Origin of the sequence: Halomonas sp. NCCP-2165 (assembly GCF_023708045.1) — a bacterium.
GTDB classification, from domain to species: domain Bacteria; phylum Pseudomonadota; class Gammaproteobacteria; order Pseudomonadales; family Halomonadaceae; genus Bisbaumannia; species Bisbaumannia pacifica.
Map to the genome: position 1 here is coordinate 27,652 of NZ_BRCY01000003.1, position 26,983 is coordinate 54,634.

Below are 26,983 nucleotides of genomic sequence, written 5' to 3' on the forward strand. Positions count from 1 at the left end.
TCTCCGGTGAGTCAGGCGGCGGGACGGCAGTCGTCCACGCCCAGGGTGGCCAGGGCGGCGTCCACGGCCTCCAGCAGTCGGGCGATCACGGCGGCATCGAGGCGGCCGATGCTGCCGATGCGGAAGCTCTCCACCTCGGTGAGCTTGCCGGGGTAGATGATGAAGCCGCGAGCCTTGAGCTCGGCGTAGAAGCGCGGGAAGTCGAAGCCGGGATGGGCGGGGCTGAGGAAGGTGGTGATGATCGGCGACAGCCAGCGATCCTCCAGCAGGGTCGCGAAGCCCCGCCGGCGCATGCCCGCCACCAGGGCGTCGCGATTGGCGGTATAGCGGGCCAGGCGTCCGTCCACCCCGCCCTCGGCATCATGCTCGTCCAGGGCCTGGCGGAAGGCCGCCACCACATGGGTGGGCGGCGTATAGCGCCACTGGCCGGTGCGCTCCAGGTAGCGCCATTGATCGTGCAGGTCGAGGGAGAGCGAGTGACAGCGCCCCTCGGCGGCCGCCAGGGCGTCGCGACGGGCGATCACGAAGCCGAAGCCGGGCACGCCCTCGAAGCACTTGTTGGCCGACGAGACCAGCGCCAGGAAGGGGGTACGCCGGGCGTCCACCGGCACGGCGCCGAAGGCGCTCATGGAATCGACGATCAGCTCGCGGCCCTCGGCGGCCACCGCCTCGGCGATGGCCGCCAGGGGGTTGAGGATGCCGGAGCTGGTCTCGCAGTGGATCAGCGCCACATAGCCGATGGCGGGATTGGCCTTGAGCCGCTCGGTGACCGCTCCGGGGCTGGGCGGGGCGGCCTCGCCGCTGTCGAGCACCTCGCAGGGACGCCCCATGCGTTCGAGCAGGGCGGCCAGGCGCTTGCCGTAGGCGCCGTTGCTCAGCACCAGGGTGGTGCGCGCCGGGTCGATCAGGGTGCCGAGTGCCGCCTCCACGGCGAAGGTGCCGCTGCCCTGCAGCGGCACGCAGGCATGGCTGTCCCGGGCATTGGCGTGGGCCAGCAGGCGCCGGCAGATCTCGGCGGTCATGGCATTGAAGTCGCTGTCCCAGGAGCCCCAGTCACGTCGCATGGCGGCCTTGACGGTGGCGCTGGTGGTCAGCGGCCCCGGGGTCAGCAGGTAAGGGTCGGTCGTGGCATCAAGCATTGGTCTATACCAGTGGATTCGGGCAAAAAAATTTGGGGTATGGCGGGCCTCCTAGCCCGCCTGGCGCCACGCCTGGGCGCGAGTCAACAACAGCTGGCTGAGTGCCGCATGGGCGAGCTTGACCGTCAGGGAGGTGAAGAAGATCAGCACCGCCATGGCCGCCGCGCTGGCGAAATAACCGGCCTCGTCCAGGTGCATCACCGCCACCGAGGCCAGGCGCGTGTCGCTGGTGTAGAGGAAGACCACCGCCGACACCGTGGTCATGGCGTTGACGAACAGATACACCGAGATATCCAGCACCGCCGGCAGCGAGACCGGCAGGGTCACGCGGCGGAAGGTCACCCAGAAGGGCACCTTGAGGGAGGCGCCGACCGCCTCGAACTCCGGGTCGAGCTGCTTGAGGGCGGTCACCGAGGTGAGGTGACAGACGGTATAGAAGTGCACCAGGGTATTGAGCACCAGGATCGCCAGGGTGCCGTAGAGCCAGCCCAGGGGGTTGCCGGCCTGGTTGAAGAAGAAGATATAGGCCAGGCCCAGCACCATGCCCGGCACCGCCATGGGCAGCATGGCCAGGAAGTGCAGCCCCTGACGCAGCGCCCGGTAGCCGTCGCTCTTCTCGATCAGCCAGGCATTGAAGAAGATCACCAGGGTGCCGATCAGCGCCACCGAGAAGGCCAGCTTCAGGGAGTTGAACCAGGACGCCCAGCCGCCCCCGGCCAGCATATCGAAGGCGTAGTGCCCGAGGGTCAGCGACAGGTTGTAGGGCCAGAACTGTATCAGGGAGGCGTAGATGGCGGTGCCGATCACCAGCAGGATCGCCGCCCCCACGGCGTAGCAGATCAGCGCGAAGGTCCAGTCCCGCAGCGGGCTCGGCGTGGGCCGCCAGGGCACCGCCCGGGCGGAGAGCTGGGCCACCTGGCGGCGCTGGATCCAGCGATCCACCACGAAGGAGGCCAGGGCCGGCAACAGCAGGATCACGCTGACCACGGCGCCCATCTGGAAGTTCTGCTGCCCCACCACCTGACGGTAGACGTCGGTGGCCAGCACGCTGAACTGGCCGCCGATGATCTTGGGCACGCCGAAGTCGGTGATCGCCAGGGTAAAGACCACGAAGGCGCAGGAGATCAACCCATAGCGAGCCCCGGGCAGGGTGATGGTCAGGAAGCTGCGCCACCTGGGGGTGCCCAGCGCCTCGGCGGCCTCGTAGAGGCGGGCGTCGCTGGTGGAGAGCGCCGTGATCAGGATCATCAGCGCATGGGGGAAGATCCAGAAGCACATGCCCAGGACGATGCCGATGGGACCATAGATGCTCTGCCCCATCAGTACCTCGCGGAACCAGCCCTGGTTGCCGAACAGATAGACCAGGCTGATGGCCGGCAGCAGCGAGGGCGCCAGGATCGGCAGCACGGCCAGCATGCGGAACAGCCGCTTGCCGGGCATGCAGGTGCGGGTGATGCCGTAGGCGCAGAGGAAGGCCAGGCCCACCACCAGGGCGGTGCTGATCAGGGCCACCGTCAGGGAGTTGACGATGGAACCCACCAGGGCCGGTGTCTGCACATAGCGGGCGAAGTTGGCCAGGCCGACGAAGTCGCCGGCGCGGTCCTGGAGGCTCTTGACCAGCATGCTGGCCAGCGGGAAGAGCAGCCCCATCACCAGCAGGGTCAGGGCCGCCAGCAGCGCCAGCAGGCGCACCAGTGCCTCGCCGGAGAGCCCTCGCGACCCGCTCATCGGAAACGCTACCCTCATGCCCGCGCCTCCCGGTCCGGGTAGAGGCGCAGCGCCTCGCTAGGCAGCAGGACCCCCAGGCCCGCACCGGGCGCCAGGCCCAGGGCCTCGGCATCGCGCACGGCGATATCCGCGACCAGCGCCTGGTCGGTCTCCGTCAGGGTCAGGCCGACGCGCAGGAAGGCCCCCAGGAACTCGATATGCTCGACCCGGGCCGACAGCCCCTCGTTCGCGGCACACAGCTTGACCGCCTCGGGGCGGATGGCCAGGCGGGCGCGGCTATCGCCGGCGCAGTCATGGGCCGGGCAATCCAGGCGACGCCGGCCCAGGTGCAGGGCGTGAGCGCCATCGGGACGCACCTCGAGGAAGTTCATGCTGCCGATGAATTCCGCCACGAAGGCGCTGGCCGGCCGGCGGTAGATCTCGGCCGGGGTGCCCACCTGCTCGATGGTGCCGTGATTCATCACCACGATGCGGTCGGCCATGGCCAGGGCCTCCTCCTGGTCGTGGGTGACCATGATGGTGGTCACCCCCAGGCGCGCCTGCAGGGCCTTGATCTGGCCGCGCAGGTGCACCCGCACCCGGGCATCCAGGGCCGAGAGCGGCTCATCGAGCAGCAGCAGGCCCGGCTCGGTGGCCAGGGCGCGGGCCAGGGCGACCCGCTGCTGCTGGCCGCCGGAGAGCGCCGCCGGGTACTTGGCCTCGCTGCCGGCCAGGTCCACCAGGGCCAGCAGCTCGGCGACCCGCGCGCGGATCCGGCCGCGGTCGTCGCGACGATTGCGCAGCCCGTAGGCCACGTTGTCGAACACCGTCAGGTTGGGGAAGAGCGCATAGGACTGGAAGACGATGCCGAAATCCCGGGCCTGGGGCGGCAGCCGCGAGATATCGCGGCCGCGCTGCACGATGCGCCCGGCACTCTGGGGCGCCAGGCCGGCGATGGCCCGCAGCAGGGTGGTCTTGCCGCAGCCGGAGGGGCCCAGGAAGCAGACGAATTCGCCCTCGCGGATGGCCAGGTCGATCTCGCGCAGGGCGGTGAACTGGCCATAGCGCTTGGTGAGGCCGCTGATCTCGAGATGAATGCCCGCCTCGGCCACGGCGGCATGCACCGAGCCGGACAGGGGGGCGGTCAGGGTAGGCATGGGATAGCTCCTGGCCCCGGCGCGTGGCGCCGGGGCATTGACGACGAGATTTACTGGCTGTCGGACTTGCCGTCGTAGCGACGCTGCCACTCCTCGAGCAGGCGGTCGCGATGGTTGGCCGCCCAGGAGAAGTCGGCATCCACCATCAGCTCGGTAATGTTGGAGGGATAGTTTTCGATGGGCTGGGCCACGCCGGGGTAGGCGACGACCGCATAACCCTCGTTATAGAGTTCATTGGCCTCTCGGGAGACGGCCCAGTCGAGCAGGGTCTCGGCGGCCTCGCGATTGTCGCTGCCCTCGATGATGGCCGACGCCTCCATATCCCAACCGGCCCCGTCTTCGGGGAAGACCACTTCGATGGGAGCCCCCTGGGACTTGAGCCGCGCGCCGCGGAAGGCGAAGGAGACGCCGACCACCGCCTCGCCGGAAGCGGCCAGGTTGCAGGGCGCCGAGCCGGAATGGGTGTAGCGAGAAATGTTTTCGTGGAGGCGATCCATGTAATCCCAGGCCCCCTCCTCGCCCCACAGCTGCATCCAGCTGGCCACGTCCAGGTAGCCGGTGCCGGAGGAGCTGGGGTTGGGCATGATCACGTGACCCTGGTACTCGGGACGGGTCAGGTCTTCCCAGGAGGTAGGCATGGGCACGCCCTGACGCTCGCCTTCGATGGTGTTGTAGCAAATCGAGGCCACCCAGGCATCCATGCCCACCCAGGCCGGATCCTGGCCGTCACGGGCCGCCGGATCGACGAACTTGGGATCCAGCGCCTCGACACCCTCGGGGGCATAGCGGGCGAGCATCCCCTCCTCTTCCAGCACCAGCAGGCTGGTGGCGGCCAGGCCCCAGACCACGTCGGCCTGGGGGTTGTCCTTCTCGGCCAGCAGGCGGGCGGTGATCACCCCGGTGGAGTCGCGCACCCAGTTGATCTCGATCTCCGGGTGCGCCTCGTTGAAGCGCTCGGCGTACTTCTGGAGGTCGTCGGACTCCACGGCGGTATAGACGGTCAGCTCGGTGGTGGCCTGGGCAGCGGTGGTCATGGCCAGGGCGACGGCACCGCCGAGCAGGGAACGGATAAAGGGTGACATGGTGGCTCTCCGGGTCGGGTGGGTAACAACGACTGCTGATCTGGTATAGGCCAGGAGTCTGATGACCTCGGATGACAAGCCGGTGACGGTTAGTTGAAGGCTGGATGACGACTCGCCCTCCTATGCCTTGCCGTCCAGCTCCACGGTGATGCACAGGGCGTCGTGCAGCCAGTGCTCCTCGTCGTACTCCACCGGGCGACGGCGTTCATCGAAGGTGGTGCGGCTCACGCGGAGCCCGGCGGTGCCGGCGGCCACCCCCAGCTCGGCGGCCTCCCGCTCCGGCAGGGCCTCGGAGTAGAGGCGCAGGGAGCGGTGGGTCAGGCTCAGGCCCCAGCGGCTGCGCAGCTGGCCCCACAGGGAGTGGGAGGCGTAGTCGCCCTCCAGCAGGCCCGGGGCGCGCTCCGGCACCACCCATAGCGACTCCGCCAGCACGGCGCGGTCGTCGACGAAGCGGCGCCGGCGAATATGGTAGAACGGCTGGTCGGCGGACAGCCCCAGGGCCTCGGCGGCGGTGGGATAGGGATGCGTGTCGGTCAGCAGCACCTCGGTGCGCGGGCGGCGCCCCTGGGCCCGGACATAGTCGTTGAAGCCGGCGTCCCGGGTCGGGTCATAGTCGAGGCGCGCCGGCGAGACGAACCAGCCGCGGCGATTGCTGCGGTGGATGCGCCCCTCGCCCTCCAGTTGGGCCAGGGCCTGGCGCAGGGTGATCCGGGTGGTGCCGAAGCGCTCCGCCAGAATGCGCTCGGCGGGCAGGCGGCCTTCCTCGCAGGCCTGGGGATCGCTCAACAGCTCGCGCAGGCGATCGGTGAGACGCAGATAATAGGCATCGCTCATGCCAGGCTCCCGGTCGGTCGCAGATGGTGGCGGCGGTCGACGAAGAGGCTGTTGCCGGGGCGGCGCTTGGCCTGGGCCTTGAGCTCGGAGAGCTCGGCGGCCAGTTGGGGCGGCGCCAGCGACTCTCCTGCCGCCACCGGCCGTGCCGCCAGCGACAGGCTGACCAGCGGATGGAAGACCGACTCGCCTCGACGATTCTCGCCCACCAGGCCGCCGGCGGCGCGATGCTCGGGGCGATAGAAGTCGGGCACCAGGGCGGCGAAATCGGCGAGGATCGCCTCGCAGGTGGTCCGCCAGTCGTCGCCCCCCAGCAGCAGCATGAAGTCGTCGCCGCCCACATGGCCGAGGAAATCGTCGGCATCGCTCAGGCGCGCCAGCAGCAGCCGCGACAACGCCAGGATCATCCGGTCGCCCTCGGCGTAGCCGTAGCCGTCATTGTAGGCCTTGAAGTTGTCCAGGTCGGCGAAGACCGCCACCAGGGCCTGCCCCTGGCCCAAGCGCTCGGTGAGGGTCTCCTGGATCAGGATATTGCCGGGCAGGCCGGTCAGGGGATTGGCGTTGCGCGCCTGGCGCACCTGGATGGCGGTGATCTCCCGCAGCAGGTCGATGATATTGCCCATGCCCCGGTAGCGGCCCTCGCCGTCGACGATCACGAAGTCCTCCTGCTGCAGGCCGCGGACATCGGTGATGCGCTGACTCAGGGATTCCAGGGACGTCTCCTGGGTCACGCCGAGCCACTGGCGGTCGGCGATCTCGCCCACCTTGCTGCGGGCGTGCAGGGCATGGCTATAGGGATTGGTGAAGAGGGTCAGGAACTCGTGGCGACGCACGACCGCGAGCGGCCGCCCCTCCTCCACCACCGGCACGCAGCGCAGCGCCGGCTGGGCGCGAAAGCGCTCGGCCAGGGTCAGCACCGGCAGCGACGGGGCGACCGGCGCGATGTGTGTGACGATGGCGCTGGCGCGGCGCCGCGGCGAGCGGGCCGGCAGGCCATGGCTGGGCAGCAGCGGCGATACCCGGCGGGGCGGCTCGGCACAGGGGCGGGCGAAATAGTAGCCCTGCAGCAGCACCAGGCCGCGATCCAGCTCCCACAGGCAGCGCTGCTCCTCGGCGGTCTCGACCCCCTCGGCGATCAGCTGGCAGCCCAGGCTGCGCGCCACGTCCAGCAGCGAGCGCAGGAACTCGCGCTTGTCCGCCGAGGCATCGATGCCGGCCACGAAGTGGCGATCCAGCTTGACCATGTCCGGGCGCAACTCGGCCCAGTGACGCAGGCTGGAGTGCCCCGCCCCCAGGTCGTCCAGGGCCACCCGGAAGCCCATCTCCCGGTAGTGATCCATGGCCTGGCGCATCGCCTGGTAGTCGGCGATGGGCAGGTGCTCGGTGAGCTCGATCACCACCCGCTCCGGCGCCAGGCCGGCCGCCTCCAGATAGGCCAGGGTCAGGCCCTCGCGGAAGTCGCGTTCCAGCAGGGTGGAGGGCATCACATTGAGGAACAGCTTGCCTTCCAGCCCCAGGGCCACGAAGCGCTCGATGGCCAGGCGCCGGCACAGCAGATCGAGCTCCACCAGGCGTCCGGCCTGCATGGCGACCTCGAAGAGCCGCTGGGGCGAATGCAGTGGCGACTGCTCCGGGCCGCGAATCAAGGCCTCGTAACCGTGGATACGGCGCCGCCCCATATCGACGATGGGCTGAAAGTAGGGGGTCAGTTGCTCCCCGGCGATGATCGCCTCCAGCAGGTGTCGCTCGCTCGATGTCATGCCCGCACTCGTTGCCATAAAACGCCAAGGATGCGACATGATTAGTGTCAATTCTATGACATCGGATCAGACTCCCTCCCTACCCGGAAGCGCCTACGACAAGAGGCCAGCGGCATCGCCGCTGGCCTGCTTCGCCGTAAGGGCTCGACTCAGAAGCGAACATTCAGGGTTGCGTTGACACCATGGTCATCCAGCTCGCCGCCCAGTCGGCCGCTATACCCCACATTTACCGAGGTATTCGAAGACACACCGACTTCCAGGGAGACCCCCAGCTCCGCGCTATCCTCCGCCAGCGGCACACCCTCCACGTTGAAGCGGGTGCCATCGCCGAAGGCCAGTCGCTCTTCCGCAGCCTCGCCATCGAGGGCGTGCAACCAGGCGGCATCGGCCCGCAACACCGCCGCATGCTCCTCCAGCGTGAACGGCATAGCGACACGGGCTCCCAGGCTGGAGAAGGTCGCATCGAGGTCTTGCGCCTCGCCGGTCAGCGCCGCGACACCTCCCGACTCCTGGAAGCCATCCCGCGATACCCGCACCTGGGCGAGCCCGGCGAAAGGCTCCAGGCGCACCTCGCCGAACGACAGCGGATAGCGCACCTCGCCGAAGACCTGCGTCGTTTCGCCGTCATACTCCGCCGTCAGCTGCTCATCGACGCTCGCAAAGGCGACGCTACGCTCGGTCTCCACCACGCTGTGCGAGTGGCTGGCCCCCAGGCTCAGGTCGAAGTTCCCCAGGCGGGCGCCCCCATAGATACCGAGGTGGTAGCTATCGGACTCGGCCGCTCCCAACATGCCGTCACCGTTATAGGTGGTGGCACCATACCCGGCCACCATCCCCAGGCGTCCCGATTCGCCTACGCCGCCATCGGCACCGATCAGGAAACCTGTCGTATCCCGGGCCAGGTCACGCCCTTCGCCGGCATCATGCTGCCCCCAGTTGCCGATGCCTTGCCACCAAGCGGTCAGGCCATCCTCATCGCCAGCCGCCAGGACACGCTGCTCCTCACCGCGACCGGCCAGGCGCGTGGTCACGGCATGACGCAGCAGCCGGCTCTCGTCGACCAGCCCGCCCTGCAGGCCCGCGTGCAACTCACCACTGAGCTGGCTAAACGCCGCATTCGCGGTCTCGCCATCCAGCGTCACCACGGCATCGTAGAGCCCATTTCCCATGCCCAGGCTTTCCACGCCACGCGCTGCCGCCTGTCGATTAGGCGAGATCGCGACTTCATCGAAGGCCGTGTCGTTGCGCTCCATGCGAAGCGTCACGTCCTGAGCACCATAACGCAGGCTGGGATCCAGGAAGACCTGACTCGAGCTGATGGTATCGAACTCACCGCTCACGCCACCCTGGGCCGTCAGCAGGCGGTAGTCGGTTTCCGGGGCATAATTTCCATTCTCCGCCAGGGCCAGCACCGACCCACCGTCGATCTGGACGTCGCCGCTGACCACCACACGGTCGGCATTCCCGGCGGCATCCACCTCGGCCTGATAGATCGCCCCCTGATCGAAGCGAAGGTCGCCATCCACATGCAGGGTGCCAACGGAGCGACCCGGCGACAGCGCCCCCCCCGATTCGATGGTCAAATCACCGATGCGGCCATTGCCACCCAGGGCCGCTCCCTCCGCGACCCCAGTATGCGACGAGGTGGCGATGGAGCCATCGACGGCCAGCAGGCCCTCGCTGACCCGAGTCTCTCCGGTGTAGGTGTGATCGCCGTCGAGCAGCAGAGTCCCCTGGCCGCGCTTTTCAAAGGCACCATTTCCCGATATCTCGCGGGCCAGCGATACCTGGTGCCGAGCATCGGCCACATCGATAAAGCCACCCTCGCCCTCCAGGCTCACCTCGCGATTCAGCGAGGTCATCTGGTTGCCGGCGATGCGGAGGCCACCATCATTCAAGCGCAGCATGGCATCGCTATTTCCCAAAGCCGCGTCTTCATCCACCACCAGGGTGCCGCCATCGGTGACCAGGGTTTCGCTAATGAAGCTGTGGTCGTCGATACAGTAATCGGCGATCGCCTGCTGGAAGCGGGGGTCACTACTGCCGCAGTCCAGGCGGGTGCGCTTCTCCTCCGGTGTCAGATCTGTAAAGATCGGGTTCCCCCACTCGTCGGCGATCTGGCCAAGGTAGACATCGTCGCGATGATTATTGCGCGTCAGGTAGAAGACCCCTCCATTTTCTTCGAAGACCGTCGCCCCACTTCCCCAGACAAGCCGGGTCTCGGTGTTGCCATCCTGTTCGAAGCGTTCGAGTTCGGGCCCTACCCATCTGACGTTATGGGCCACTGGAGCATGGTCGGACAGGGGCACGTCGTTATTGGCAAATCCGGTATCGTCCAGTACGCCCAAATACGGATCGTCCGGGTCATCGGCCAACACGAACCATTTGCCGAAAGGGCGCGACGCCATGAAGTGATCGATGCTGCTAAAGTCCCAGCTTGGCCAGTTATTCTCCCCCTGCTCTGGCTCCGAGGGCCAGGTGGAACTACCATCACCCGGCTCATGGGGGTGCCAAGGCTCGCGCTCGCTTTCGTTCTGCAGCACCATGTATTGTTGCTTCAGTATATTCATCGTGCGCGGGGTGTTTCCGGCGACCGGATATGTCTCCGGAGAAAAGAGCCCGTCGGGAATCGCTTCATCATCGATATCCTGGCCGCGATACGTCTCTATAAAGTCATCCAATACCTGTCGATCATTCGCATACTGAGAAAGCAGGTCATAATAGAAGTCATTGTTATTTTTTAGATAACTTCTCAACAGCAGCTTCTGCTGATCCACCGAGTGAAGGCCACGTTCCGCCACATCTCCGGCATTGAAATCCCCCGTCAGGATAATGGGCTGATCTGCTTCCTGGGCCCAGCGATTGAGGCTTTGCGCTTCCCGCACCCTGATGCTGTCGTCGTCATAGTAGTTGAGGTGCACGGTGCCGACCGTGACGTCCGGCACGCCGCCCTCGGCGTCCAGCTCTATATAGCCCACCGAGCCGTCTTCGACATACTGCCCATGCTCGCCATCCAGGCGAGACATCACGCCGAGGTCTCCCACCTGGCTCGTGGTGTAGTCTCCCAGACCGGCTTCCTTCAACAGGTCGGGAAGCTGGTCAAGGTAGGTGCTGTTCTGACGGGATTCCTGAAAGGTGAGCACGTCATAATCCCCCTTGATGAGGAACTCCGACAGCAGGGATGGATCATGAGAAAAGCGGTCCATCCAGGTGTTCAGGGAGAGAATTCTAAGCTCTCCGTCCGGCGTATCGGCAAGCGCCTGGCCGGCCAGGAAGAGTGGAAGTGCGGCGAGGCATCCCAGTGAAGCCCTTTTCAAGGATGCCCTGCCATCACGCACATGTCGGTACGAACCAGCCTTCATCTTTCTCACCTCATCGATGTCATGGAAGAGTCTCAACCATCATCGACGGGGCGAATGAAGAAAAAGGTGTCTTGCCTCGGGAAGCGCCTTATGACAGCCACAAGAAAATCTTAATCGTAGGCCGTATGGCACGCGATACTCGCCCCACGGCGCCCACGGTTAGCACTGCTCATGCAGCCAGGCGCAAAACCAGGAGACCTTGCCGGATCGTTTTAAGCGGGTAATCAAGTAATGCCCGGACTCAGAGGGCATCTGGCCCTCGATCGCCGGAACCAGGGCACCGCTCTCCAGTAATTCCTTAGCCGCCAAGGAGCGTACCAGCAATACTCCGACGCCCTGTCGTGCGGCTTGCAAGCCATGCAGAGAGCTGCTGATCTCCAGCACGACCCGTGGAGAGGTTTGCGAGAGTCCATGATACGAAAGCCACTCCATCCAGCCATCTTGATATCCCTTGACCTGTATGGCCGGCAGATCATGCAGGTTTCCCGCCTCAAGCGACTCACGGTAGCGCTCTCGAAAGTCGGGGGAGCAGACCATTAGCCACTGTTCGCGGAAGAGTTGCTCACTCTGGGTCTCGGGGGAACGACAGGCACCATTGGTGATCTCTATATCGACGTCGCGACATGGATCACGGGAGGGCCAATCCACCACCGAGATATCCAGACGAATAAATGGGTGACGATGAAAAAAGTCTGGGAGCCTTGGCAGCAACCAGCAGTGCGCCAGGGTGTGATTGACCCTCAGCGTCAGTATTTGGGGCTTGTCGTCACCGAAAAGGGCCTGTGTCTGGTGACGAAGGTGGCCCAAGCAACCAGCGACTACCGGCTGATACTGCTGAGCGGCTTGCGTCGGCACCAGGCCTCGGCTGTCTCTCTCGAAGAGGGGTTGTCCAAGGAACGACTCCAGTCGCTTCAACTGCTGACTCACGGCAGCCTGACTTACCCCCAGCTCCCGTGCGGCGGCCATCATACTGCCTTGCCTGATCAAGGCTTCGAAAGCCACGAGGGCCTTGAAATTCGGCAGCATGGGTTGCTCCTGTCGTTATCGTCGCTCGACGTTCGGGCTTACGGCGCATCATGGATGCACTCCGTGCCCCATAGGGGAACTGCGCTATATCCGAAAATTGGCTGCGCTCGCCGACGTTTCGCACTAGCCCTAGCGGTATGGCCCCAGGCAATGCACTCGGTTGAGCGCCGCCTGATTCAAGCAGGCATGCGCCAATCGAGCCGTGGCCATGCCTCGACCCGCGCCACCTCGGCAAGCACGGGATCTGGATTCACGGCCACCGCTCGGTCTACCCGACTAAGCAGGGGGAGATCATTGTGAGAGTCGGAGTAAAAGCTCAAGTGGGTGACGGGCACTGGCTGACTGGCCAGCCAAGCCTGTAGACGGGATACCTTGCCATCGCGATAGGACAGCTCCCCGGTCGTGGTACCACTATAACGCGCCCCATCCATTGCCGGCTCCACGGCGATGACCTCATGGATCCCCAAGGCAGCAGCGACAGGCTCCACCAGATGCCGAGAGGAAGCAGACACGATCATCACTCGCTCCCCCTGCGCCCGATGCTGCTCGACCTGGGCACGCCCCTGAGGGAAGAGCCGTGGCTCGATACGCGCCTCAACGAAGGCTTCTACCTCGGCACGCACGTCCTCCTCACGGCGCCCGGCCAGGGGCGACAGGGTCAGGGCCAGGTACTCCTCCAGGCGGAGGCGGCCGGCATGATAGGCGGCATGCATGGCCTGGGTGTGCATCAGGAACTCCCCCGGCGCGGCGATCCAGCCACGCTCGATCATCCAGGCGTTCCACAGCTCGCTGCAGTCGCCATCCAGCAGGGTATCGTCGAGGTCGAAGAGGGCGAGGCGCATGGCATCCTCCAATGGCCCGGGTTTCAATGGAGGCCGCAGCCTACGCCAGGGGTGTGACAGCACCGTGACGACGCGTTCGCCAGAAGCCACTCACCGACGGCGCGATCAGCCGCACGAAACCAGCGACATCGCCACCGACGGCGAGTGAGACGGGCATTCTTGCGGGGGTTCATCCGGGCCTCCTGGAGGTTGGTTTGGTTCGCCCCCCAGCGTTCCGGGTCGGCTCCGGATGAACAACCTACCGAGAGACCACTCCCAGAGGGGGAAAGGGCCGATCGTTGATTTAACATATTGCCGGCCGCTGATTTTCCTGGCCCCATAGATGGCTTGAAGTCATACCACCGCGGGGTGGAGGAGCAGTACCAGATGAACATGAACAGCCGCCACCTCGGCCTACAGGCGTGGCTCCTAATCCTGCTCATCAGCAGCTTCCTCATCGGGGTGACGAGCCTTCTGATCGACCTCTGGGGCTATGCCCCACTCCCCCCCCAATGGCGGTTGAGCACCGATGGCGCCATCGCCGTGGTGCTGGCCAGCATGGGGCTGCTGGCCCTGCTGGGAAAGCAGTCGCGCTGGCGATATCCGGTGGGCGGGTTGCTGCTGACGTTAGGCGGCTATTGCCTGGGTCACTACTTGCTCGTGCCGGCGACCGACAGCGGACTCTCAGGGCTCACCGGCTATCCCCGCTTAAGTCCGCTACCCGCCTCGCTGGTTCTGGTCATGGGGAGCTGCTGCTTTCTTCCTCCACGAGCAGATCTCACCCGGATCATCTATCGGCTGTTCGGCGGGCTGGCACTCGGGATCGGGGCTTTCACGCTGGCGTACCCATTGACGCTCGATACCCCGCCTATCTCGGTATGGGGCATCACGTCGATGGGCGGCCTGTTTTTTCTGCTATTGGGCGCCAGCCTGCTCGTCATGGTTCGCCTGAATGCCAGCCCGACGCCGCCGCTACCACGAGCTGCCATAGCAGTCGGCATTCTCGGGGCCACTGTCAGTATCGTCATCTGGTTAGTCAGCAGCTGGATTCAGTACAACGCCCGCGTAGCCGAGGCCGACAAGCTGGTGAACAATATCTCTTTAGGCATCGCCCAACATATCGAGTCTCGTGTCGAAATGATCGCACGGCTCAAAGGGCGTTGGATGGCACTGAGGGAGAGGCCTATCGGCGCCGTTAGACACCTCCAGCAGCTGGAATTGCGCTCCTACCTGGAAGACGAGCCCAGCTTGAAAGCCATCGCTTTTCTAGGGCCCGACCTGCAGCCGCAATGGCAAATGGGCCGCGAGCCGGAAGACTTGCTATGGCTGACAGACCAGCTGACTGCCCCCGAAACGCTCGACTGGCTGCACCAACAGGACGATGTGAGCCAGCGGACTCGTTGGTACTTCCCCGACCCCGAAAACAGCGGCTACGGTGTGCTCTCGATATCGTTAGACGGCGGCCTGAGTACCATGGTCGCCACGCTGGACCTCACGGAGGTCATTCAGATGGTACGCCACCTGAATACTGACGGGTTCACGATCCACTACAGTTCCGAGGGCAAGGAGTGGGGCATGCAATATGCCCACGATTGGCACGAAAGCATCTCTCCACGCTCCTTTGCGTCTCGGCAAAGCGTATTAGCAGGCGGCCCTACATTGACCGTGACCGCCCTGGATGGTCCCCTCTCATTAACCAGCCTACCCGGCGCCTTACCGGTAGTCTTCGGCCTGGTGGGACTGGGGTTCACGCACCTACTGATCATCAGTTGCGCGTTAGCCTTAATACGCGATGCCCAGGCGGTGGCATTGCGACGCAGTGAGCAGCGTTTCCGCTCGCTATTCAGCCAGCATCCGGATGCGGTCTTTGCTCATTCGCGTGATGGGATCTACGAAAGCCTCAACCCCATGGCCGAAGTTATCACGGGAATTCCCGAGAAAGAGCTAGTGGGACGGCCCATCCACTCGATCATCTGCGAGCCGGCCTGCTCCAAGCAGGATATTCAAGACACGGAGTCGGCCTTCCTGAATGCCGCGAGTGGAGTTCCTAGCAGCTACACCATGCGCCTGTCCCTCAAGGGAAGACCTTCCCAGGACCTGGAAGTCACCATGGTTCCCATTGTCGTCAATGATGAAATCGATGGCGTCTTTGGCATCATCAAGGACATCACGAAGCGGGTACTTGCCGAAGAGCGGCTACACGTTCTCGAGCGCAGCCTGGAGGCCAGCAGCAACGGTGCCGTAATTGTCGATGTGCGCGAGGAAGAAAAACCCGTTATTTATGTAAACCCCGCCTTCACCCGAATTACCGGCTATCGTGAACAGGAAGTCATCGGGGCTCCCCTGGTCTTCCTCAACAGCGATAAAACCAGCTCCCAGGATATCCAGCAGATTCAGGCGGCGCTGTATCATGGTAGAAGCCTGTCGACGACTATTCGGGTCTATCGACGTGATGGCACCCCCTTCTGGAACCAGCTGTTTCTATCGCCGGTGCATGATGCTCAGCAGCAGATCACTCACTTCGTAGGCATCATGAATGACATCTCGGAGCGCAAGGAGCAGGAGAGCCAGCTCGCGTATCAGGCTACCCACGACGTACTGACAGGCCTGGGAAACCGCGCCCTGTTTAGCGATCGGCTATCCCATGATGTGGACCTGGCGACCCGTAACGGCCAGACATTGGCTGTGCTATTCATTGATCTCGATGAATTCAAACCCGTTAATGACACCCTCGGTCACAAGGTGGGCGATCGGCTATTGATCAGCGTGGCCGAGCGGCTTCGGCAGGGCCGGCGTGCTAGTGACACCCTCGCCCGTTTGGGCGGCGACGAATTCGTGCTGCTGCTTCCCGACCTGAGTGGCCCTGGCGAAGCCGAAGAAGTGGCGGATCGCCTGCTGAAAGACCTCGACAAGCCCCACCGAATCGGCGAACACGAGCTGCACGTCTCGGCCAGCATCGGCATCGCGACGAACCACGGCGGGATCCATGAGCCCGAACGGCTGCTTCAACATGCTGACATAGCGATGTACCAAGCCAAGCAGCAGGGCCGCAACGCCTATCAGTCATACACGGAGGATCTCGATAGCCAACTGAGTCAGCGCGTCATACTCCGCAGTGAGCTCCAGGAAGCTATCGAGTGTGGCCATCTCGATTTGTATTACCAACCCTTGATAAATCGAGAGGGTCATGTTGACGGCCTGGAAGCACTGGTTCGTTGGCCGCACCCAACCAGGGGGTTCATCTCCCCAGCGACCTTCATCCCTATCGCGGAAGAGACCGGACAAATCATCCCGCTGAGCCGCTGGGTGATACGAAAAGCCTGTCAGGATGCTCGTCGGCTAGTGGATCAAGGCCTGCTGCGTGGACGCGTCGCGGTCAACCAGTCTCCCCTCCACTTTCATCGCCCCAACTTTCTCGACACGCTGCGCGACGCACTGTGCGAGACAGGCCTGCCCGCAACACATTTGGAGCTGGAGCTTACCGAGGGCATCCTGATGCGCAATGCGGAAGGTGCCATTGATATCCTCCACGCACTGAGCGATATGGGCATCACGACGGCTATCGATGACTTCGGCACAGGCTATTCGAGTTTGAGCTACCTGCGTGACCTCCCCATCGACAAGATAAAGATCGACCGCAGCTTCGTTCAGGATGCGAATAGCAGCGATAAGAACGCTGCTATCTGCCAGGGAGTGATCACCTTGGCTCAGCAGCTCGACCTCAAGGTAGTTGCCGAGGGCATCGAAACCGCGGAACAGCATGATTATCTGATGTCGCTGGGCTGTGAGGTCTTCCAGGGCTACCTGTTTGCCAGGCCCATGCCCCTGGATGACCTGACCCGATGGCTGTCGAAGCAGGTTCACATGCCATCCAGCTCCTGACGGTGGCCCAGATCACCCCGAGAGATTCATTAGACTCAGAGCCCGCTATCGGTGGCCTGGACAATGGTGACTGCCAACATAGATGACGCCTGAATTGGGTTCTGCTCTTTAAAACCCTGTTACTTCCGGTAGCAGTGCCCGCTCGGCGTGCTCCGGGATAGTCAGGCTCATGGGCGGTGCCATCTTTTTGATTCATCAACTCCGGGCCTGGCCCCCCAAGACCCTCGGCCCGGAGCAGATACTCGGCGATTTCGGAGAGTAATCAGTCGGGGCTCTCCAGAATTCATGCGAGGGCCCGCTTTTCCCCTCGCCTTCTGACCAGGCCATCCACCATGGCCATGCCGATCATCGAGGCGCCGACCAGCGGGAAGATCACCCCGCCGATGGCGAGCAGTGCCAGCACACCTCGCAGCCGTCGCGGATCGCTGGGGGCCGGCGGCACGCCCAGGCGTCCCGAGGGCCGGCGCTTCCACCACATCACGCCCGAGGACACGCACAGCAGCACGATGCCGGCGCAGGCCAGGGCCAGGATAAGCTGGTTGGCCAGGCCATACTGCTGGCCCAGGTGCACGTTGATGCCCCACTCGAGCCCTCGCCCCAGCGGGCCATAATCGGCATAGCCCATGTCCAGCAGCGGCTCACCACTGTACTGATCGAGATGCACGACCCGCTGCCGGCTCAGATCGTCCGGATAAATGGAGCCGGTATAGACGCCATCCGGCCCGCTCGGCAGGCCGACCGCATACCCCGGCGCCAACCCCAGGGCGTCGAAGGTGGCCACGGCCCGGTCGAGCCCGATCGAGGGCGCCGAGGAGTCGGCCGATGTCGGCAGGCGTGCCTGCTCCAGTGACCAGGGGGTCTCGGTGTGCTCGGCCAGGCGCGCCTCGGACATCGGCACATTGACGCGCACGCCGTCGGGATAGCCGAAGTTGTGACCATTGGCCAGCTCGTTGACCTTGCTGCCCCACACCGTCGACCAGGGCATGCCGGTGACGGCCAGGAACAGGATGATGCCGCCGACGAGAACCCCGGTCACGGCATGCAGGTCGCGCCAGAACACGCGCTTGCGCGGTCCTCCGCGAACCGACATCACGCCGCCGCGACGCCCCCTCGGCCACCACAGGTAGAGGCCGGTCACGACCAGCAAGATCGACCAGCCACCGACGATCTCGATGATCATGCTGGCATTGGCGCCGAAATAGTTGAGGCTGTGCAGCATGCGGATCGTCCACATCACGCTGCCTCGGTACGGCATGTCACCGGTCACCCGGCCACTGTAGGGGTCGACGAAGACGGCGACCCGGGTCCCATCCGGACGGCGCACATCGACCTCCGCGGCCAGCGCCGCACCGGGTGGCGGCACATAGCGGAACGCCACGCCGTCGACCACGGCCAGGGCCGCGTCCCGCTGCGCCTGGGGCGACACCCTGACGCCTTCCTGAGCCTCTACCCGCATCAGGTCGGCGTGCAGCCAGTGATCGATCTCGTCCTTGAACAGATATAGCGCGCCGGTCACCGCCAGGGAGATCAGGAAAGGAATGACGATCAGGCCGGCATAGAAATGCCAGCGCCAGACGGCACGATAGACGTCGTTGGTCTTACCACTCATAAGGGCCCCTCTGAAAAATGAAAACCTTGTGGCCTGCTCGGCGACAGGCCGAACGCACGAGCCCGTCACCGTCGCTTGAGGCGACGACGACGGTGCGGGTGCTTCTCGGTCGATCAGCGGGTAAGAACGGGAGGGGCCCGGGTCAATGCCTGGGGGAAGACCGCCGCTCCGCCGTGCGCCCTGCGCGTGGCGACCACGGGGGACGTGATGTCAGACGACACCACCGGTGCGACGTATGGCAGCCTCGCCATCAGCACCGGCACCTGATGGAAGAGCGAGCAATAGCCGCATTGGGCATGCCAGTCGAACGCCGCCGCCTGCGGCTGGGTATCGCCATGGCCGGCGTGGCCGTTATGGCCGGCGTGGCTGTTAGGACCGGCGTGGCTGTTAGGACCGGCGTGGCTGTTAGGACCGGCGTGGCTGTTAGGGCCGGCGTGGCTGTTAGGACCGGCGTGGCTGTTATGACCGGCGTGGCTGTTATGGCCGGTATGACCGCCGGCACTTAGCTGCCCGATCAGCGGGCCGGTGACCAGCAACAGCATCGCCAGCAGCGCGAAACGCGCGGCCAGGCGTGAGCGATAGTGCTGGGAGCGGTACGACATGGGCGATACGCCAACCGGAACGGGCAGGCGGTCATGATAGCGCGGGCCCCGCGAGCATGCGGCGACGGCAGGCGCGGTACCTTGTCGCACGATGGCATCGCCACGCTACCCGGAGCGCCGGACCGGCGACCTCCGTCCTGGCCAACCCGGTGTTGGCGAGACGCTGCCAAGAGAGGAGTGACGTGTGCCCTGAGCCTGCCCGGCCAAGGGCAGCAGGCATCCCGAACGGTTTAGAAAATGGCCGCTGCCCAGCGACGATTGGCTCGGCGGTTCGACCGATGACCGGGACATTCAGGCGCCGTGATAGCCGTCTTCCTCGGGGTTCTCGTGGGCGCCCTTGGGCAGGTCGCCGACCCACGCCATGGCGGCGGCATAATCGCGACCGGGGAAGGTGCGAATCTCCATGGCCTTGAAGAGGCGATCCTCCAGGTGGGCGATATGCTTGATCCACTCCTTGTCGGTGATCACGGCGGCACGGTGGTAACGCTTGAGATCGCCGAGCTGGGTCAGGCCATAGCCGATATCCTTGAGCAGCGCGGTCAGGGTCATCCAGCGCATATCGTCGAGCTCGGCCAGCAGGCTGATCCTGGGATGGTGGCGCTTGGCGGCCTCGATGGCGTCGATAACCTGCTGCAACTCCGCGGCGGTGATGACGCCGCCGACCTTGATGGCCACGACATGCTCCGCCGGATGAGACATGAACTCCAACATGAAGGCTCTCCTTGGATCACGGGAGGACGGGACGCCTCGCTCGCTTTCAGCATAGCGTGCCCCGGCGAAGCTAGGAGGCGTCGGCGAGGGGCTCGGCGGGGATCACCAGGTCGGCCTCGACCAGCCCCGCCAGCAGGGCGTGCAGGTCGCGGGCCAGCGTCGTGCGTGGGCGGTCGAAGTGCTCCGCCAGGCAATCGGCGAGTTCGTCGAGGGAGAGCGCCTCCTCGGCCAGCAGCGCCCAGGCGGCGTGGCCGCTGGCGTTGAGGCGGTGGATGCCGCCGCTGGGGCCATGGATCAGGAAGAGCTCGTCGCCCAGTGGATAGGCATGGACCCGTGGCGAAGGACGCCAGCGGCGGCTCGGCGCCAGGGGGCCGCCGCGGCTCGGGACCATCCGGCCGGCCTCACGGGCCGGGACATCCACGCCGGCTCGCAGGACACGGGCCAGCTCGCGGGCCGCGGCCAGGGGCTCGGCATAACGCAGCAGCAGGCAGGGCAGGCGTTCCATCAGCGGCAGCAACCGGGGCATCAGGGCCGCGTCGTCCCGGTCGTCGGCAAAGTTCTGGCGCAGCAACTGGGCCAGCCCCTCCCCCGGGGAGAGCCGCACCACCTCGGCGGCAGCGAGGCCGGCGTCGCGCTCCAGCAGGACGATGGCCCCCAGCGGGCGGGTCTCGCCATGGGCGGCGAGGCGGGAGGGCCGCAGGAAGCGGTAGCGGTGGTCCCCGGGGCCGGCATGGCGATGGAGGTAGGCCAGCAGCTCCGGGGCCAGGTCATCGGGCAGGGGCAGGCGCAGCCGCGGCGCGATGCCCAGCGCCATGCCCTCTCCGCTGGCCGTCAGGCCCAGGACATCGTCGCCGAAGAGCCGATGCCCCGCCGCGGCGAAGGCCAGGCTCAGGGTGCTCTTGCCGGCCCGATGGGCCTCGGGAAAGATCGCCAGCCGGCCGTCGATCTCCACGCTGGCGCAGTGCAGGCCGAGCAGGTCCAGGTTGCGCTCGGCGGCCAGGATCTCGCCGGCCAGGTCGGCGATCAGGCTGGTGGCCGCCGCCGTGGCCGTGGGCAGGTCGAGTCCTCCGGGCAGCGCCGGGGCGTACTGCCGATAGCCGGTACCGCAACGGTAGAGGCGAATGGCCGGGGCGCCGCCCCGGGCCGGGCAGACGCTGGGAGTCCAGCCGGGCAGGGCCGCCACCAGCGTGCGGGTCACCTCGGGGGCATCCACCAGGCGCAGGCAGCGTCCCAGGCCGGGCAACGAGAGATCCAGGGCCGCCATTACCAGCGTTCCGGCGGGCCGAAGATCAGGTCCTCCACCAGGCGCACCGGGTCATCCCGGTAATCCTCGACCCGCCGGTAGACATGCCGGTCATAGCGCTCGTGGCGGCCCCAGTAGCGGCGATCCGTGTGGCGGCGGCGATGGCCGTGATAGCGGCTGGGCCGGCTGCGGCTGGGCCGCGAGTAGCTGGGGCGGCTGCGACTGGGGCGCGAGCGGCGGTAACCATGCCCGTCCCAGGCCTGGGCCTGGCCGAGGCTGAACAGGGTCGGCGCCACATAGGCGCCGGCGAGTCCCAGGCCCAGGGTGGCCAGCAGCTTGCGACGCTGGCGCTTGGCCCTATCGGCGGACGTGGTGGGATCTGGGGCCGTCATAGGGGCCTCCTCCAAGGTTATCGAACATTGTTCAGATTAGCCCTGGCCCGCCCGGTCCCTCCAGCCGTTCACCGGCGTTGTCGATTTGTTCCTCGCGCTGTTGCCTCCCGGCGACAACCCGACTAGACCGCCCGGGCGCCGAGGCTCTCGGACGCGGGCGCGGCCTCCCCATGCCCCAGCCCCAGCACCAGGCGCCGGTCGCAGAGCCGTTCGATCAGCGCCGGGTCGTGGCTAACCAGCATCACCGCGCAGTGACGCTCCCGGGCCAGCTCCACCAGCAGGGCCAGGGTATCGCGCTGGGTGATGGGGTCGAGGCGCGAGGTGGGCTCGTCGGCGAACAGGAAACGCGGCTCCATCAGCAAGATCCGCAGGATGGCGAAGCGCTGCAGCTCGCCGCCGGAGATCTCGCCGGGACGACGCGCCAATAGCGCCTCATTCAGCCCCAGCCGCGTCATCAGCGGGGCGATGGCGGCGCGATCCAGGCGGTGGCGGCGCACCAGATCCTCCAGCAGTCGGGCCAGGGACCAGTGGGGCGAGAAGGCCGCCGGCGGGTTCTGGTAGAGCTTCTGGAAGGCCAGGCGAGGGCCCGGGGCGCGCTTGACCTCCCCCGCATCCGCCCCGGTCAGGCCCAGCAGCAGGTCGCCCAGGGTGCTCTTGCCGCACCCCGAGGGCCCCACCACGCCGACGATCTCGCCGGGCCTCAGGCTCAGTTCCAGGTGGCGGAACAGCGCGCGGCCGCCGCGCCGCTTGGCCAGGCCCCGGGCCTCGACGACGGGCTCCCCGTCCGAGGCCGGGGGCGGCGGCGGGGCCGGCCAGCGGCTCGGCTCCGCCTCCAGCAGGCGCTTGGCGTAATCGCTGCGCGGCGCGCTCAGCAGCCGCTCGGCGGGGCCGCGCTCCACCACCCGGCCCCGGCGCAGGAGGATCACCTCGCCGCCCAGGCGCCGGGCCACCTCGATATCGTGGGTAATGGTCAGCAGGGCCCCGCCCCGCTCCGGCGTGGCGGCCAGCAGCCGCACCACGGCATCGCGACGCGGCGCGTCGAGCCCCTTGGTGGGCTCATCGGCGATCACCAGGGGGGCACCGCCGGCGCTGGCCGCGGCGAAGGCGACCCGCTGGGCCATGCCCCCGGAGAGTTCGCCGGGCAGCCGGCGATCGGCGTCGGCCAGGCCCAGGCCGGCCAGGTCGCCAAGAGCCGCCTCCCGGGCCCGACGGCGCCCCAGGCCACGCAAGTATCGGTGACTCTCGGCCACCTGGGCGCCGGAGGCCATGGTCGGGTCCAGGGCGTGCCAGGGCTCCTGGGGCAGCAGCGCCAGGCGCCGCCCCCAGAGGGCGCGTCGCGAGGCGCCCTCGGCGGCGGCGTAGCCCTGTCCCTCGATCGTCAGCTCGCCGCTGGCGGCGAGGCCGCTTGGCAGGGTGCCCATGATGGCCTGGGCGATCAGGCTCTTGCCGGAGCCGGTCTCGCCGAGCAGGGTCAGGCGACCGCCACGGGCCAGGGAGAAATCGACGGGGGCGATGCTTACGCCCTCGCCGTGGACGCCGAGGGCGTGCCCCTCCAGCAGTATCTCGCTCATTTCGTCTCCTTGGCCGCCAGCAGATTCAGGCTCAGCACCAGCAGGCAGAGCGCCAGGATCGGCTGGGCCATGGCCCAGGGGGCCTCGTGGTAGTAGGGCAGCAGCTCGGTCATCATCAGCCCCAGCTCGGCGGTGGGCGGACGCAGGCCGACGCTGACGAAGCCCAGGGCGGCCATGGCCAGGATGGCGCTGGCGGCGCCGAAGGCGGCCAGGGTCAACACCAGGGGAGCCAGCTCCGGCCACAGGTGGCGGCGGAACAGGTAGCCGGGGCCGAAGCCCAGCAGGCGGCTGGCCTCCAACTGGGGCGAGGCCACCAGCACCCGGGTGCGGGCACGCACCACCCGGAAGTACTCGATCCACAGCACCAGGGCGATGCCCACGTAGAGGGCCCAGAAGTTACCGGGGGCGATGGCCGCCAGCAGCAGCACCAGCAAGAGTCCCGGCAGCGCCAGGCAGGCGTCGGCGAGGCCGCCCAGTAGCCGGTCGCTCCAGCCGCCCCGCCAGCCGGCGATCCCCCCCAGCAGGATGCCCGGCACGGCGGCGCTTACCACGCTGAGCAGCGCCATGCCCAGCGACAGGCGCAGGGCCGCGGCGGTACGCGCCAACATGTCGCGGCCCAGATAATCGGTCCCCAGGGGCGCGGCCAGCGACGGCGACTCGAGGATACGGGTGAGCTGCTGGCGGGCCGGGTCGGCGTCATGCAGCCAGGGCGTCAGCCAGGCCACGGCCAGCAGCAGCCCCAGCAGGACCAGGCCCAGGCGCCGGCGCATCGAGAGGCGGCGCCACCCATCGGCCGGGGCCGCGCCCAAGGCGAAGGACAGCTTCATGACGGACGCCTCCTGGGATCGAGCCCGTGGCAGAGCAGGTCCACCCCGGTATTGAGGGCCACGAACAGCAGGCCCATCAGCAGGGCGGTGCCCTGAATCATCGGCAGGTCCCGGGCGACGATGGCATGCACCAGGGCATGGCCGATGCCGGGCCAGGCGAACAGGGTCTCCACCACCACCACGCCCTCGATCAGGGTAACGAACTGCACCCCCAGGTAGGCGACGATGGGCAGGGCGACATTGCGCAGGCCGTGGCGCAGGAAGCTGAGGCGCTCGCCCAGCCCCTTGGTGCGCGAGAAGGCGTAATAGGCGGAGCCGGAGACCTCGACCATGGCATGGCGCGCCACCCGGCTGGAGACCGCGGCCAGCGCCAGGGCCAGGGTCAGCGCCGGCAGCACGAAATGGGCACTCCGACCGTGGCCGGCGGCGGGCAGCCAGCCCAGGCTCACCGAGAAGAGCAGGATCAGCAGCAACCCCAGGGCGAAGGGCGGCAGCGCCCGCAGCAGGCTGGCCACGGCCTCGCTGACGCGATCCAGGACGCCGCCGGGACGCAGCCCCGCCGCCAGACCCAGCGGCGGGCCCAGCAGCAGCGAGAGCAGCAGGGCCACCGCGGCCAGGCCCAGGGAGTGGCCGAGCAGGTGTCCCAGCTCCTCGATCACCGGGGCACCGCTGACCAGGGAGCGTCCCAGGTCGAGGCGCAGCAGGTCCCCCAGCCAGCTCAGGTAGGCCAGCAGCGCCGGCTGGTCCAAGGCCAGCTCGGCACGCACCGCCTCGGCGGCGGCGCCGTCGACCATGTCATGACCGTAGCGGCCGGCGGCGATGCGGTAGGCCATGTCGCCGGGCAGGGTGCGGGTCAGCACGAAGGTCAGGGTGCCCACCAGCCAGGCCACCAGGCCGGCCTGCAGCAATCGCGGCAGCAGCACCCGACCCAGGCCAGCACCCAGGGCCGGGAAGCGCCGAGAACCAAAACGCCGGGAGTTTATTGCGTCCACGCGAGGTCCTCCAGGCGATAGCTGCGTTCCAGCGGATCGATGGAGAAGCCCTCCAGCTCGGCATTGACCGCGGCGGTCTGTTGATACCAGGCCACCGGAATCACCGGCATGGCCCGATTCAGCCGCGCGGCGACGCGGCCGGCCAACGCCTCACCCCGCTCGGGATCGGCGTCCCGGCGCAGGCTATCGAGCCAGGCGCTGACCTCGGCATCCGACCAGTGCATGGCGCCCCAGTCGCCGCCGGGCTGCGCCGGGTCGCCACCGAAGTCCTCCAGCACCGTGCCCAGGGGGTCGGGCACCAGGCCATAGTTGCGCGCCGCCAGGCCCAGCTCCAGGCTACCGTCCCGGTGCCCGGAGGGGATGGCGCTGGCGTTGCTCACCGCCACCTCCAGGTCGATGCCCAGCTCGCGCCACTGATCCTGCAGGGCGGTGGCCACCAGCGGCAGCTCGGGACGGTCGGCGAAGGTGGTCAGGGTCAGGCGGAAGGGGGTGCCGTCACGCTCGAGGACGCCCCGATCGTTGGCCTGCCAGCCCAGGGCCTCGAGCGACGCCCGGGCCGAGGTCGGGTCGCCGCCGGCCTCGTCATCCAGCCCCAGGTGCCAGGGCCCCAGGCTCGCCGGAAAGAGCTCCGGGGCGGCGGCCTCGGGGTCGCGCAGCAGGCCGGCGGCGATGCCGCGGCGATCGACGGCCTGGCTCAGCGCGCGGCGGGCCGCTTCCTCGGCCAGGAAGGGGTGACCGGCATTGACCTTGATCACGATGGTGCGCGGTAGCGGCTCGGCATGCAGCGCCAGGCCCTCATCACGGGCCAGGCGCCCGCGGCTGGCGGGGTTCAGGGTAAAGACGATATCGGCGTCGCCGCTCTCGGCCATCAGCGCGCGGGTCTCGCCACGCCCCACCGCCAGGTAGCTGACCGCCTCGATGGCCGGCGCCGCGTCCCAGTAGTCGACGAAGCGCTCGGCACTGAGGCGCTGGGGCGGCGCCAGCTCGGTGAGGCGATAGGGCCCGGTGGCGATCATCGCCTCCACCCGACCGCCGTCGGCGTAGGCGGCGGGGGCCAGGATCTGGGTGGTGGAGTGGGTGAGCAGCGCCGGCAGCGGCGCGAAGGGCGCCTCCAGGCCGATCACCACGGCATCGTCAGCGACCTCGATGGCGGTGATCGGCGCCGAGTCGAGCATCCCCGGCTTGGCCCAGGCATGGCGCAGGCTGTCGGCCGCCGCCTCGGCGCTCAGCGGCGTGCCGTCGTGGAAGACCACCCCATCGCGCAGCTCGAAGCGCCAGCTCAGGCCCGCCTCGTCGACCGCCCAGTCGCTGGCCAGCCCCGGGATCAGGCGTCCCTCGGCATCCACCTCCACCAGGGTCTCGGCGATCCCCATGCGGCCGAAGATATAACCGGAGGTGGCGGGGTCGTTGCCGGTGATTTCCCAGGGGGCCACCACCGCCAGGGGGCGCGGCTCGGCCAGCAGCGGCGGGGAGATCAGGGTGGTGGCCAGGGCCAGGCCGGCGAGCAGGCGTCGTGGGGAAGGCATCAAACGGGGCTCCTTGGCAGAGGATTCGGCAGAATACGCCGCAAAAAAAGATACCTTATAACATAACACCCAGATACCGAGAACAGCCCTCGACTGGCCATCCGGCGAGATGACGCCCTGAAATATCGGAGTGTCGCGAGTCGCGAGGCGTGAGGAAAAAGAGGCTCGAGATATCGCGCGGAAGCCAATGGGCGGCCCCGGGCACGCCGGCGATTCAGCGCCGGGGCGTCGAGAGGATCATCTCCTCGCCACGAATCTGGATATCGAAGTGGTTGAGGAAGCTCATGCCCAGCAGGGCCAGGTCGGGACTCATGCCCGGGTTGATGGCGCCGCGTATCCGGTGGGCGCTGAGCCCGCCCAGGGTCACCTCGTCGAGGGTGGTCAGGTAGCCCCGGCTGCGACCGCTGGCGGTCTGGAACCAGGCGGAGGCGCCCACCGCCAGGCCCAGGCGTTCGGCCAGTTCCTCGGAAAGGGCCACGTAGCTGGCGCCGGTGTCGATCATGAACTCCACCGGCTCGCCATTGATGCGCCCGGTGGCCACGAAGTGACCGCCGGCATTGCGCTTGAGGCGCACCGGCTCACCGCCGTCGCTGACCTGCGCCAGGTGGGTATTGGGATTACGGCGCTCCTCCAGGTACAGGTGAAACCACCAGCTCCCGCTGACGATCAGCAGCGCCCAGAACAGCAGCATCATGCCCAGGCCGAAGCGCCGGGCGGCCCTGTCGTCTCGCATTCGCCTCTCC

20 protein-coding genes are annotated in these 26,983 nt (G+C 66.9%); 1 reads left to right on the forward strand and 19 read right to left on the reverse strand.

Annotated elements, in window-relative coordinates:
• Window positions 1-11: 11 nt before the first annotated feature.
• The 9 genes from NFU04_RS02145 to NFU04_RS02185 all read right to left on the reverse strand — a co-directional run bounded on the left by NFU04_RS02145 (window position 12) and on the right by NFU04_RS02185 (window position 12,906).
• Window positions 12-1,139: a 2-aminoethylphosphonate--pyruvate transaminase gene (locus NFU04_RS02145; protein ID WP_251307889.1), complete on the reverse strand. Its 1,128-nt coding sequence runs from the start codon at window positions 1,137-1,139 to the stop codon at window positions 12-14.
• A 51-nt stretch (window positions 1,140-1,190) separates the two neighbouring features.
• Window positions 1,191-2,867 carry a putative 2-aminoethylphosphonate ABC transporter permease subunit gene (locus NFU04_RS02150; RefSeq protein ID WP_251307890.1) on the reverse strand — a complete coding sequence of 559 codons (1,677 nt, stop codon included), beginning with the start codon at window positions 2,865-2,867 and terminating at the stop codon, window positions 1,191-1,193.
• Window positions 2,868-2,881: 14 nt separating this feature from the next.
• Window positions 2,882-4,003: a putative 2-aminoethylphosphonate ABC transporter ATP-binding protein gene (locus NFU04_RS02155; RefSeq protein ID WP_251307891.1), complete on the reverse strand. Its 1,122-nt coding sequence runs from the start codon at window positions 4,001-4,003 to the stop codon at window positions 2,882-2,884.
• A 50-nt stretch (window positions 4,004-4,053) separates the two neighbouring features.
• Entirely contained in the window at window positions 4,054-5,085 is a 1,032-nt protein-coding gene (locus NFU04_RS02160; RefSeq protein ID WP_251307892.1) for a putative 2-aminoethylphosphonate ABC transporter substrate-binding protein, read from the reverse strand.
• A gap of 120 nt (window positions 5,086-5,205) precedes the next feature.
• On the reverse strand, window positions 5,206-5,919 hold the full coding sequence (locus tag NFU04_RS02165) for a UTRA domain-containing protein (RefSeq protein ID WP_251307893.1): 714 nt from the start codon (window positions 5,917-5,919) through the stop codon (window positions 5,206-5,208).
• Window positions 5,916-7,676: a GGDEF domain-containing protein gene (locus NFU04_RS02170; RefSeq protein ID WP_251307894.1), complete on the reverse strand. Its 1,761-nt coding sequence runs from the start codon at window positions 7,674-7,676 to the stop codon at window positions 5,916-5,918. The genes NFU04_RS02165 and NFU04_RS02170 overlap by 4 nt, the downstream gene beginning before the upstream one ends.
• A 149-nt stretch (window positions 7,677-7,825) precedes the next feature.
• On the reverse strand, window positions 7,826-11,038 hold the full coding sequence (locus tag NFU04_RS02175; protein ID WP_251307895.1) for an autotransporter domain-containing protein: 3,213 nt from the start codon (window positions 11,036-11,038) through the stop codon (window positions 7,826-7,828).
• A 159-nt stretch (window positions 11,039-11,197) separates the two neighbouring features.
• Complete coding sequence (locus tag NFU04_RS02180; RefSeq protein WP_251307896.1) at window positions 11,198-12,064, reverse strand: LysR substrate-binding domain-containing protein; 867 nt, start codon at window positions 12,062-12,064, stop codon at window positions 11,198-11,200.
• Window positions 12,065-12,240: 176 nt separating this feature from the next.
• A complete protein-coding gene (locus NFU04_RS02185; protein ID WP_251307897.1) occupies window positions 12,241-12,906 on the reverse strand; it encodes an HAD family hydrolase in 666 nt (221 codons plus the stop codon).
• Between the two features lie 366 nt (window positions 12,907-13,272).
• On the opposite strand from NFU04_RS02185, the gene NFU04_RS02190 reads away from it, so the two are divergent.
• Window positions 13,273-16,767 carry a putative bifunctional diguanylate cyclase/phosphodiesterase gene (locus NFU04_RS02190; protein ID WP_251307898.1) on the forward strand — a complete coding sequence of 1,165 codons (3,495 nt, stop codon included), beginning with the start codon at window positions 13,273-13,275 and terminating at the stop codon, window positions 16,765-16,767.
• Between the two features lie 283 nt (window positions 16,768-17,050).
• On the opposite strand, the gene NFU04_RS02195 is transcribed toward NFU04_RS02190, so the two are convergent.
• From NFU04_RS02195 to NFU04_RS02240, 10 genes are all read right to left on the reverse strand, one after another.
• Window positions 17,051-18,376, reverse strand: coding sequence for a PepSY-associated TM helix domain-containing protein (locus tag NFU04_RS02195; RefSeq protein ID WP_251307899.1), 1,326 nt, complete (start codon window positions 18,374-18,376; stop codon window positions 17,051-17,053).
• Between the two features lie 113 nt (window positions 18,377-18,489).
• Window positions 18,490-18,978, reverse strand: a complete 489-nt coding sequence (locus tag NFU04_RS02200; protein WP_251307900.1) for a DUF2946 domain-containing protein — start codon at window positions 18,976-18,978, stop codon at window positions 18,490-18,492.
• Between the two features lie 291 nt (window positions 18,979-19,269).
• Window positions 19,270-19,689 carry a SpoIIAA family protein gene (locus NFU04_RS02205; RefSeq protein WP_251307901.1) on the reverse strand — a complete coding sequence of 140 codons (420 nt, stop codon included), beginning with the start codon at window positions 19,687-19,689 and terminating at the stop codon, window positions 19,270-19,272.
• A gap of 70 nt (window positions 19,690-19,759) precedes the next feature.
• The gene (locus NFU04_RS02210; protein ID WP_251307902.1) at window positions 19,760-20,953 is read right to left on the reverse strand and encodes a PqqD family peptide modification chaperone; all 1,194 of its coding nucleotides are present in this window, start codon (window positions 20,951-20,953) and stop codon (window positions 19,760-19,762) included.
• Complete coding sequence (locus NFU04_RS02215) at window positions 20,953-21,324, reverse strand: hypothetical protein (RefSeq protein ID WP_251307903.1); 372 nt, start codon at window positions 21,322-21,324, stop codon at window positions 20,953-20,955. Before NFU04_RS02215 ends, NFU04_RS02210 begins: the two co-directional genes overlap by 1 nt.
• A 122-nt stretch (window positions 21,325-21,446) precedes the next feature.
• Window positions 21,447-22,895, reverse strand: coding sequence for an ABC transporter ATP-binding protein (locus NFU04_RS02220; protein WP_251307904.1), 1,449 nt, complete (start codon window positions 22,893-22,895; stop codon window positions 21,447-21,449).
• A complete protein-coding gene (locus NFU04_RS02225) occupies window positions 22,892-23,722 on the reverse strand; it encodes an ABC transporter permease (protein ID WP_251307905.1) in 831 nt (276 codons plus the stop codon). Before NFU04_RS02225 ends, NFU04_RS02220 begins: the two co-directional genes overlap by 4 nt.
• Entirely contained in the window at window positions 23,719-24,714 is a 996-nt protein-coding gene (locus NFU04_RS02230) for an ABC transporter permease (RefSeq protein WP_251307906.1), read from the reverse strand. Before NFU04_RS02230 ends, NFU04_RS02225 begins: the two co-directional genes overlap by 4 nt.
• Window positions 24,702-26,240, reverse strand: coding sequence for an ABC transporter substrate-binding protein (locus NFU04_RS02235; RefSeq protein ID WP_251307907.1), 1,539 nt, complete (start codon window positions 26,238-26,240; stop codon window positions 24,702-24,704). The genes NFU04_RS02230 and NFU04_RS02235 overlap by 13 nt, the downstream gene beginning before the upstream one ends.
• 214 nt (window positions 26,241-26,454) lie before the next feature.
• Window positions 26,455-26,973: a retropepsin-like aspartic protease family protein gene (locus tag NFU04_RS02240; protein WP_251307908.1), complete on the reverse strand. Its 519-nt coding sequence runs from the start codon at window positions 26,971-26,973 to the stop codon at window positions 26,455-26,457.
• Window positions 26,974-26,983: the final 10 nt, after the last annotated feature.